Here is a 9,685-nt window from a genome sequence, read left to right as displayed (position 1 = left end):
GCGCGGGGCGCCGCGCGCGCCGCCACACCCCCCATCTCAGTGTTTGTCACCCCTCCGGCGCGCCGGCGGGCGCGGCCCGCCCCCCGCGCCCCCCCGCGCTTGTCGGTGGGGTCAGCCCGTTCCCGGCGAGTTACCCATGTTCTTGCGAAATCAGGGGTTCTGTTGTATATCGAAGAAATTCTGGCCCCGTCGCAATGTACGACAGGGCCAGATTTGTCGGTGTCAGACGAGGGCGGGTTGTGTTGTCGGCGTTGATGACTCGTCGTGGCCGGTTCGGGAGGGGATCAGGGCGGTGGCTACGAGGCCGAGGAGGACGAAGCCCGCGGCCAGGTAGGCGCCGAGGTTGACGCCGGTGGTCATGGCGGATCGGCCGGCGGTGGCCACCTCCCGCGTATCCGGTTGGGCGGCAAACCCTTCGATCGCCGCGCCCGCGCTGCCGGTTATCGCGTGGGCGTATTGCTGGGACTGGGCGGGCGGCATTCCTGTTGCGGTCAGGTCTTTGTCGACGTTCGAGCTCAGGGTGGTGAAGAAGATCGTGGTGAGCAGCGCGATGCCGAGGGCGGAGCCCAGTTGGCGGAACGCGCTCTGGATGCCGGAGGCTTGGCCGTTGTCGGCTTCGGGGATGTCGGCCAGCACGACGTTGGTCACCTGGGCCGTGGCGAAGCCGACGCCGATGCCGTACACGCACAGGACCAACGCGATCGACCACCACGAGCTGTCCGTGGCGGCGAAGAAGCCCAGCGCGGCCAGACCGACGACCTCGAGTCCGAGGCCGAGGCGGACCATGTTCAGCGGCGACGCCTTGCCCGCCATCCCGAAGCTGGCGCCACTGGCGATGAAGCTGCCGATGGCGATCGGCACCAGCGCCAGACCTGCCTGCAGGGCGCTGTAGCCGAGGGTGAACTGCATCCACAGCGGCAGCACCGCGACGATGCCGAACTCGCCGAGGCCGATGATCAGGGTGGCGATATTGCCGTTGCGGAACGAGGCCAGCGAGAACAGGCTCAGGTCCATCAGCGCCTTGTCGGCATTACCGCCGCGTCGCAACAGCACCTGCCTGACGACGAAACCGCCCAGCGCCAGCACGCTCAGCACGAGCGCGACCAGGACCGGCGAAGGCCCACTCCCCCAGCTGAATCCGCCGATTCCCAGCGGATGGATGGTGGTGATCCAGCCGTAGGTGCGACCCTCGACGAGCCCGAAGGCGAGCAGTCCGAGGCCGAGCACCGACAGGATCGAGCCGAGCACATCGAGTCGACCGGCGACCTTCGGCGACGGCGCGATGCACGCCAGCACACCGACCACGATCAGCACGGCCAGCGGCACATTGATGCCGAACGCCCAGCGCCACGACACGTGTTCGGCCAGCCAGCCACCGAGCAGCGGGCCGAGCGCGGCGGCCGCACCGATCGTGGAACCCCACACCGCGAAGGCCTGACCACGGGCTTTGCCGGTGAAGGTGGCATTGAGCAGGGCCAGCGAGGTCGGCAGGATCATCGCCGCGCCCGCGCCCTGCAGGAACCGGGCGATGACGAGCAGGCCGCCGTTCGGCGCGAGCCCGGCCAGGATGCTGGTGGCGCCGAACACCACGACACCGGCGACGAACACCCGGCGCGCCCCGACGATGTCGGCGATCCGCCCGACCACGAGCAGCAGCGCCGCGAACACGATCGCGTAGGACTCCTGAATCCATTGCGCCTCGGTCGAACCCGTGTCCAGGTCTTCGATGATCGACGGGATGATCACGTTCACGATCGTGGTGTCGACCACGATCAGCGCCACGCCGAGGGCGATGGCGATCAAGCCGAGCCATCGGCGGACGGACGACTCTTGACTCATCGCACACTCCTATTTCCATGATGGAATATTTCCATGGTCAAAGTAGATTGTGGGCAATAGGATGTCAAACGATGCGAAAGGAACCTATGAGCCAGTCGGACGCACGAGCCCAGCACGAACGGCTGGACGAAGGCCTGCGGGCCTACGGCGCGAACTATCGGGAGTTCACCCGCCGGTTCGCGACCTGGCTCGGGCTGCACTCCACCGACGCCGAGGCGCTGATCGAGATTCTCACCGCCGAGGAACGCGGGAGCACGCTGTCACCGGCGCGACTCAGTGAACGGATCGCGTTGTCCAACAGCGCGACCACCGCGCTCCTGAACCGGCTCGAGCAAGCGGGTCACATCGTGCGCAGCAGGGAGCACGACGACCGTCGCGTCATCACGCTGCGCAGCACACCGCGCATCCACACCCTCGCCGACGAATTCTTCGGCCCGCTCGGCACGAAGGTCGACGCGGTCATGGGGAAATACTCGCCCGAGGAACTGCGGCGGTTCGAGACCTTCGTGACCGATCTACAAATCACCATGACCGCTCACCTGGCCGAACCCGCACCGCCGCAGCCGCAGGTCAGCTGAAAGGGCCGACGCCCTTGAACGGGTTGCCGCCGTGGAGGAACCAGAAGGTGAGGATGGCGGCGGCGATGGCCAGCAGGACCACCACGAAGGAGCCGTAGGAAGGGCGGGTGGCCCAGCCTCGGGTGCGGTCGAGGGACCAGCGGCCGGGGCCGGTGAGGATGATCGCCAAGGCCGCGCCGACCAGGACGGAGTCGAGTTCGACGCCGGTGGGGGTGCTCGCGTTGTACTGGAAGCCGGGAACCATGCCCTGCTTCCACATCCACGCGTTCAGGATCGTGGCCAGGACGGCGCCCGCGGCGAGCGGGGTGGCCAGGCCGATCACCAGCAGGATGCCGCCGCCGAGTTCGCCGGCGATCACCAGGGCGGTCGACAGCGACGGGTAGTCCCAGCCGCCGCTTTCCATCATGGTCTTGGTGCCGTCGAGGCCGGGGCCGTGGAACCAGCCGGTCAGCTTCTGCAGGCCGTGGTAGATGAAGGTGTAGCCGACCACCAAGCGCAGCACGAACAGGCCGAGGTCCAGGGTGCCGCGGCGGGCCTCGCGGTTGCGGCGCTGCAGGCGGACGGTGCCCGCCGAGGCCGCGGACGCGGGCGGAATCGTCGCGTACCCGTAGTCATCGTCGCCGCCACTACGACCCGTTTGAGTGGTGCTCGCACCGGGAACCTCGTCACCGGGGTCGAGACCGAGATCCTCGTCGGTGCGTGGAATGTCCTTCGGATCCGGCTTACGCATCTGCGTCGTCGGCGAATCGAACGGACTGGTCACCGGGCGACCCGCCGCCGACGCGCCCTGCCCGGCCTGCGCCGAACCATCGGCCTTCGGAGTGTCATTCGACTTGTCGGTCACCGACTCACCTTATGACGCGCTGTCGCGGCGCGCCGCTCTTCTCCGCAACGGGCGTGTCAGGCCCGCTCGACTGCCGGGCGCGTCCGACAGAGGTATCGGCGTGTCAGGCCCGCACTGATGCCGGTGACGTCTGACAGATGTATTCGGACGCAACGGGCGCGTCGGGCCCACAGTCGTGCCGGTAACGTCTGAGGTATGAGTTCGGGAATCGCGGGCCGCGTGGCAGTCGGGGTGGCAATCGGCACCGTTTTGCTAGCCGGGTGCGCCCGTTTCGACGAGTCGGCCTCGAGTCCGTTCACCACCGAACCGCAGCTGGGCGGGTCCGGTGCGGAGCCGAAGAAGCCGCAGGACGAGCCGTCGCAGGCGCCGCGTCCGACCGGGCCGTGTATCGACCCCGATCCCAACGTCATCGCCACCTGCATGGAATCGGGCGCCGGGCTGATCGCGGTGGGCGAGGGCGCCTTCGTCGCGGAGCGGAAGACCGGGCGGATCCTGCAGGTGAAGGCGGTCGACCCGAGCACACCGCAGGAGACGCCGGTGGAGATCGCCAGCGTGCCCGTCGACGGGTCGGCCGACGGCGGCATCTCCGATATCGTGCTCTCCCCCACCTTCGGTGAGGACGGGCTGATGTACGCCTACATCACCACCGGCAGCGACAATCGCGTCGTCCGGCTGTCCAAGGGCGGCGCGGCCAAGCCGATCCTCACCGGAATTCCCAAGGGCGCCGGCGGAAATCGCGGCGCGCTGGAGTGGTCGACGCCGACGCAGCTGATGGTCCTCACCGGTGACGCCGGAAACCCCGGCGCCGCAGCCGATCCCGGCTCGCTCGGCGGCAAGCTGCTTCGCTTGGACTCGCCGTCGGCGGGCGCGAACAATCCGCAGGTGGTGGCATCGGGGATCGGCTCGGCCGGTGACATCTGCCGCGACGGCAAGGACGGCATGTGGGTCACCGACCGCACCGCCGCCGAGGACCGCCTCCAGCACCTGAGCCCCGACGGCACGCTCAGCGTCGCCTGGACCTGGCCCGATCGTCCCGGCGTCGGCGGCTGCACAGCCACCGGCGACGGCGTCGGCATCGCACTGAGCGAGGGCAAGGCACTGGCCGCCGTCGCCGCCGACCCCACCACCTTCGCCGTCACCACCGCCCCCACCCTGATCGCCCAGGACAAGTACGGCAAGCTCCTCGGCGCCACCGCGAGCGCCGACGGCAGCATCTGGGTCACCACCACCAACAAAACCGGCGGCGAGCCGGGCGAATTCGACGACCGCGTCGTCCGCATCCCACCGCCGCAAGGTGGAGCAGGCGGCCCGGACTAGAAGAGACAAGGCGGCCGGCTGTCCGCCTCTCCGCGACTCTTGGCCAGACTTGGGAAGTACCTCGTTACCGTCGGCGACCGGCGGTAACGAGGTGGCTGAGTTAGCTCGTCCTCGACGAGTTACCCATGTGCGACCGAGATCAGTTGGAACGTAACCGAACTCAACTACAGGCCGCGATAACCAGGTCCCTTACGCGGGCGGCGTCGGCCTGGCCGCGGGTGGCCTTCATGACGTCGCCGACGATCTTGCCCGCGGCAGCGACCTTGCCGGAGCGGATCTTCTCGGCGATGTCGGGGTTCGCGGCGAGTGCCTTCTCGACCTCGGCCTGCAGGGCCGAATCGTCGCTGACCATGCCCAAGCCCTTGGCTTCGACGATGGCGGCGGGCTCGCCCTCACCGGCGAGGACGAAGTCGACGACCTGCTTGGCGACCTTGTTGTTGACGGTCTTGGCCTCCACCAGCGCGATCACCGCGGCGACCTGGGCGGGGGTGATGGCCAGGTCGGCCAGGGCGATGTCGCGTTCCTTGGCCTTCTCGGTCAGGTAGGCGACCCACCAGGAGCGCGCCTCGTTGGCCGGCGCGCCTGCCTCGACGGTGGCGATGATCAGGTCGAGGGCACCCGCGTTGACGAGGTCGCGCATGACCTCGTCGGACAGGCCCCAGTCGGCCTGGATGCGGGCGCGCACCAGCCACGGGTACTCGGGGATGGTGGCGCGCAGTTCCTCGACCCATTCGGCCGCGGGAGCGACGGGCTCGAGGTCGGGCTCGGGGAAGTAGCGGTAGTCCTCGGCGGTCTCCTTGCGGCGACCGGCGGAGGTGGACCCGTCGGCTTCCTGGAAGTGGCGGGTCTCCTGGACGATCTCGCCACCGGCGGTGAGCACGGCGGCCTGGCGGCGCATCTCGTAGCGCACCGCGACCTCGACGCTCTTGAGCGAGTTCACGTTCTTGGTTTCGGTGCGGGTGCCGAATTCCTCGGCCCCGATCGGCATCAGCGACACGTTGGCGTCGCAGCGCAGCGAACCCTGCTCCATCTTCACGTCGGAGACGTTGAGTGAACGCAGCACCTCGCGCAGCGCGGTGACGTAGGCGCGAGCGACCTCGGGGGCACGCTCACCGGCACCGGTGATCGTCTTGGTGACGATCTCGATCAGCGGCACGCCCGCGCGGTTGAAGTCGAGCAGCGAGTGGCTGGCGCCGTGGATGCGCCCGGTCGCGCCGCCGACGTGCAGGGACTTGCCGGTGTCTTCCTCCATGTGCGCACGCTCGATCTCGACGCGGAAGATGGACCCGTCGTCGAGGGTGACGTCGAGGTAGCCCTCGGTGGCGATCGGCTCGTCGTACTGGCTGATCTGGTAGTTCTTCGGCTGATCGGGGTAGAAGTAGTTCTTGCGCGCGAACCGGCCCCACGGGGTGATCGAACAGTTCAGCGCGAGACCGATGCGGATGGCCGATTCGATGGCCTTCTCGTTCACCACGGGCAGCGAGCCGGGCAGGCCGAGGCACACCGGGCACACCTGGGTATTGGGCTCGGCGCCGAACTCGGTGGGGCAACCGCAGAACATCTTGGTCGCCGTGGACAACTCGACGTGGACCTCCATGCCGAGCACCGGCTCGTACCGGGAGATGACATCGGCGTAATCCATCAACTCGACCGTGGGTGCGCTCATAACGAGCAGTCTAGGTAAGCCCGCTGACACACTCGGCCGGTGGTCCTAGCGGGGCGGGACGCGCTGGGTGAGCCAGTCGGTGACATAGGTGAGTACGGCCGGGTCGATCGTCGTCTCGATGGTGGCGTATTCGCTGGGTTTGCCGGTCGCGGTGGGCTGCATCATGTGGTTGAGGCCGGGGAAGGTGTGCACCGTCGCGTCGGGACCGGCGGCGAGGTTCTCACGCATCGGGCCCTCGTTCTGGGTGAGGATGACCTGCTGGTCCTTGTCGCCGAAGAACGCCAGCACCGGCACGCGGAGCGCCTGCAGCGCCGGTTTCGGGTCGTAGGTGATGAACGAGGTCATGTACGGGGTGTTGAACCCGTCGACCACCTGCTGGGGCGCGCGTTCGGCCACGGGCAAGGAATCGTTGTGCCGCTGGGTGAAGGCCTTTGCGCCCTCGATATCGCCCGCGCGCAGCAGCGCCGACCACGCCGTGACGTAGGCGACCTGTTGGTCGATCTGGTCCTGCGGTGTGCCCGTCGAGGCCATGATCACTTTGTTCTGCTCGATCAGCACGTCGGCGCCGGGTACCGACGGGCCCGCCATCAGGATCGCGAAGGCGACGTTGCTGTCGGGCAGCGCGGCGACGACCGGCGCGAGGTAGCCGCCTTCGCTGTGCCCGAACAGACCGACCCTCGCGGGATCGATCTCGGGGCGGGCGCGCAGGAACGCGACGCCTGCGGCCGCGTCGGCGGCCAGGTCGGGGTAGGTGGCGTCGTCGAGTTTTCCGCTGGTGCCGCCGACACCACGGTCGTCGGTGCGCAGCACGGCATAGCCCGCGCGGGTGAAGGTGTCGGCCAGCAGGTGGAACGGGCGGTGGTCCAACAGCTCCTCGTTGCGGTCCTGCGGCCCACTGCCCGTGATCAGCAGCATCGCCGGAAACGGGCCGCTGCCTTCGGGTTCGGTGAGCGTGCCCGCGATGGTGATGTCGCCGTTGCGATAGGTGACGTCCTCGCTGCGGTACGGGTACGGCGGTTTCGGGTCCTGCGGGCGGGGCGGGCTCTCGATCTTGCCGCGCTGCAGCGCGACCGGTGCCTTCTCCCCGAACTGGACCCAGTCGCCGACGAGCCGGTCACCGTCTAGCTTGCCGCGGAACCCCGGATCGCCCGGCACGTCGGGGATGTTGAACTCCACCCGGTCCGGTTCGGTACGAACGTCTTTCAGCGGCGCCTCGCGCACACCCTGCACCGGGATGTCGATGGTGGCCGACCCGTCCTCGGCGAAACTCACCCCGATCGCGATCGGCTGCCCGGGCACCTCGATGTCACCGTGCCAGCTGCCCTGCACCGAGGGGGCCGCCACGTCTGCGGACTCCGAGCACCCCGCCACCAACGCGGCGACGACGAACAGAACCGAAACGATCACTCGACCGGTGCGCATGACCCCACGGTACCGACGCGCACCGACAAAGTTCGTGAACCGAGGCAACCGGGCCGATATCAGCCGAAGAAGGCCGACGCCTCAACGAGCCGTTCCGGCGGAACGCGTTTGAGCTGCTTGGTCGCCTCCGACAGCGGAACCAGCCCGATCTTGGTGCCGTGCAGCGCCACCATCTGACCGAAATGTCCCGCGTGCACCGCCTCGGCCGCGTGCACCCCGAACCGCGTCGCCAGAATCCGGTCGTAGGGCGTGGGACTGCCACCGCGCTGGATATGGCCGAGCACCGTGGTGCGGACCTCCTTACCGATGCGGCGTTCGATCTCCGAGCCCAACTGCTGGGCGACCCCGGTGAACCGCTCGTGCCCGAACTCGTCGATCCCGCCCTCGCGCAGCGCGAATCCGGAATCGGGCGCGGGATGGGCACCCTCGGCGACCACGCAGATGAAGCTCTTGTCACCCCGCTGGAAGCGGGCCTTGATCATCGCGCACACCTGCGCCACGTCGAACGGTTCCTCGGGTACCAGGGTCAGGTGGGCGCCCGCGGCGATACCGGAATTCAGCGCGATCCAGCCGGCGTGGCGGCCCATCACCTCCACCAGCATCACCCGCTGGTGGGATTCGGCGGTGGTGTGCAGACGGTCGATGGCCTCGGTGGCGATCGACAGCGCGGTGTCGTGGCCGAATGTGACGTCGGTGCAGTCGATGTCGTTGTCGATGGTCTTGGGCACGCCGACCACCGGCACGCCCTCGTCGGCGAGCCAGCTCGCGGCGGTGAGGGTGCCTTCGCCACCGATCGGGATCAGTGCCTCGATGCCGTTGTCGTCCAGGGTCTGCTGGATCCGGCCGAGGCCCGCGCGGAGCACCTCGGGATTGGTGCGCGCGGTGCCGAGCATGGTGCCGCCCTTGGTGAGCAGGCGGTCGGTGCGATCGTCGTTGTGGATGCGGATCTTTCGATCCTCGAGTAGGCCGCGCCAGCCGTCCTCGAAACCGACGACGGCATCGCCGTAGCGTCCGTTCGCGGTGCGGACCACAGCCCGGATCACCGCGTTCAGACCTGGACAATCTCCGCCTCCGGTCAAGACTCCGATGCGCATGCCGTTCATCTTGCCGCACCGGCGCAGATCAGGGGCAGTGACCTCCGGCGAGCTCACTGAGGTGTCCCGAGATGAGCGTCGCCATCTTGTCGAGCATGGCCATACCGTCGTTGAAACTGCCCGAATCCGGTTGTGCGGCGAAGGCGATCGCGATCCGGCCCGTGGGCGAATCGATCAGTCCGAACTGACGGACGAGGTACTTACCCCCAAGGTCGGGACCCCAGCCGCCCTTGAACTCGGCGCTGCCGAACGCGCCGAGACCCCAGTGGTGGCTGGCGATGATCTGCTGCATGAGCCCCACCACGCGCTCGCTCTGCGGTATGCACGGCAGCTGCGAGGCGAAGCGCACCTGGTCGGCCAGCGGCCATTCGGCCTGGCCGTAGACCGACGCGTCGGCACGGGTGCGGGTGGTCGGCACTGTGGTGCGCGTATCGCCGCCTTCGCGCAGCACGCCCTCCACCGCCTTGGCCGCGTCGGCGCCGCTGCCGAGCGAGGCCCACAGGGTGTCGGCGGCACCGTTGTCCGAGGCGGTGATGGCGGCAGACGCGTACGACGAGTAGGCGGCACTGTTGCGCAGGGCCGCGATGGCCAGCGGCACCTTGATCGTCGACCAGGCCGGACCGGAGGACCAATTGCCGAAGGTGACCATCTTCTTGCCGCCCACCGGCATGACCGCCAGCCCCACGCTGCCGCGGAATCCTTGCTGGAGTTCGGTGAAATCGGCAGCCAGGCTGCCCGGCAACGCGATGGAGAAGGTCCCGTTGTCGGCGCCGGGATCGGCGACGGGAACCGTTGTCGTCACGCGCGGTGCAGCGGCCTTCGGTTCGCTACCGCAACCCGCGGTGGCGAGCACGACCACGCCCACGAACGCGGACAGCACCACCCGGACGCGGTGGCGTCGTTCATTGTTCATTATGTGAAGCAT

General features: G+C 68.4%; 8 protein-coding genes. 2 read left to right on the top strand and 6 right to left on the bottom strand.

The features are described from left to right. Positions 1-222: 222 nt before the first annotated feature. Positions 223-1,839 carry a DHA2 family efflux MFS transporter permease subunit gene (locus tag ACFWPX_RS12435; RefSeq protein ID WP_378927507.1) on the bottom strand — a complete coding sequence of 539 codons (1,617 nt, stop codon included), beginning with the start codon at positions 1,837-1,839 and terminating at the stop codon, positions 223-225. Between the two features lie 86 nt (positions 1,840-1,925). On the opposite strand from ACFWPX_RS12435, the gene ACFWPX_RS12430 reads away from it, so the two are divergent. Continuing rightward, the gene (locus tag ACFWPX_RS12430) at positions 1,926-2,417 is read left to right on the top strand and encodes a MarR family winged helix-turn-helix transcriptional regulator (protein WP_378927506.1); all 492 of its coding nucleotides are present in this window, start codon (positions 1,926-1,928) and stop codon (positions 2,415-2,417) included. Here ACFWPX_RS12430 and ACFWPX_RS12425 read toward each other — a convergent pair. Further along, positions 2,410-3,261: a DoxX family protein gene (locus tag ACFWPX_RS12425; protein WP_378912520.1), complete on the bottom strand. Its 852-nt coding sequence runs from the start codon at positions 3,259-3,261 to the stop codon at positions 2,410-2,412. The two genes, ACFWPX_RS12430 and ACFWPX_RS12425, sit on opposite strands and share 8 nt — an antisense overlap. 195 nt (positions 3,262-3,456) lie before the next feature. Here ACFWPX_RS12425 and ACFWPX_RS12420 point away from each other — a divergent pair, with 195 nt between their 5' ends. Next, positions 3,457-4,578 carry a PQQ-dependent sugar dehydrogenase gene (locus ACFWPX_RS12420; protein ID WP_378912521.1) on the top strand — a complete coding sequence of 374 codons (1,122 nt, stop codon included), beginning with the start codon at positions 3,457-3,459 and terminating at the stop codon, positions 4,576-4,578. 160 nt (positions 4,579-4,738) lie between these two features. Here ACFWPX_RS12420 and gatB read toward each other — a convergent pair whose 3' ends face one another. The 4 genes from gatB to ACFWPX_RS12400 are packed head-to-tail and all read right to left on the bottom strand — an operon-like array spanning position 4,739 to position 9,673. Further along, positions 4,739-6,244: an Asp-tRNA(Asn)/Glu-tRNA(Gln) amidotransferase subunit GatB gene (gene gatB, locus ACFWPX_RS12415; protein WP_378912522.1), complete on the bottom strand. Its 1,506-nt coding sequence runs from the start codon at positions 6,242-6,244 to the stop codon at positions 4,739-4,741. A 45-nt stretch (positions 6,245-6,289) separates the two neighbouring features. Continuing rightward, positions 6,290-7,666, bottom strand: a complete 1,377-nt coding sequence (locus ACFWPX_RS12410; protein WP_378912523.1) for an alpha/beta hydrolase family protein — start codon at positions 7,664-7,666, stop codon at positions 6,290-6,292. Positions 7,667-7,725: 59 nt separating this feature from the next. Continuing rightward, complete coding sequence (locus ACFWPX_RS12405) at positions 7,726-8,760, bottom strand: ATP-dependent 6-phosphofructokinase (RefSeq protein ID WP_378912524.1); 1,035 nt, start codon at positions 8,758-8,760, stop codon at positions 7,726-7,728. A 28-nt stretch (positions 8,761-8,788) separates the two neighbouring features. After that, a complete protein-coding gene (locus tag ACFWPX_RS12400) occupies positions 8,789-9,673 on the bottom strand; it encodes a hypothetical protein (RefSeq protein WP_378912525.1) in 885 nt (294 codons plus the stop codon). Positions 9,674-9,685 lie beyond the last annotated feature (12 nt).

Origin of the sequence: Nocardia sp. NPDC058518 (assembly GCF_042719655.1) — a bacterium.
In the GTDB taxonomy this organism is placed as follows: domain Bacteria; phylum Actinomycetota; class Actinomycetes; order Mycobacteriales; family Mycobacteriaceae; genus Nocardia.
Note: the sequence above shows the minus strand (reverse complement) of the source record. Positions and strands in the feature narration are given on the sequence as shown.

Coding starts and splice junctions, on each gene's coding strand:
- ACFWPX_RS12435 (WP_378927507.1), bottom strand. CDS start 1,839: ATGAGTCAAGAGTCGTCCGTCCGCCGATGGCTCGGCTTGATCGCCATC.
- ACFWPX_RS12430 (WP_378927506.1), top strand. CDS start 1,926: ATGAGCCAGTCGGACGCACGAGCCCAGCACGAACGGCTGGACGAAGGC.
- ACFWPX_RS12420 (WP_378912521.1), top strand. CDS start 3,457: ATGAGTTCGGGAATCGCGGGCCGCGTGGCAGTCGGGGTGGCAATCGGC.
- gatB (WP_378912522.1), bottom strand. CDS start 6,244: ATGAGCGCACCCACGGTCGAGTTGATGGATTACGCCGATGTCATCTCC.
- ACFWPX_RS12410 (WP_378912523.1), bottom strand. CDS start 7,666: ATGCGCACCGGTCGAGTGATCGTTTCGGTTCTGTTCGTCGTCGCCGCG.
- ACFWPX_RS12405 (WP_378912524.1), bottom strand. CDS start 8,760: ATGCGCATCGGAGTCTTGACCGGAGGCGGAGATTGTCCAGGTCTGAAC.
- ACFWPX_RS12400 (WP_378912525.1), bottom strand. CDS start 9,673: ATGAACAATGAACGACGCCACCGCGTCCGGGTGGTGCTGTCCGCGTTC.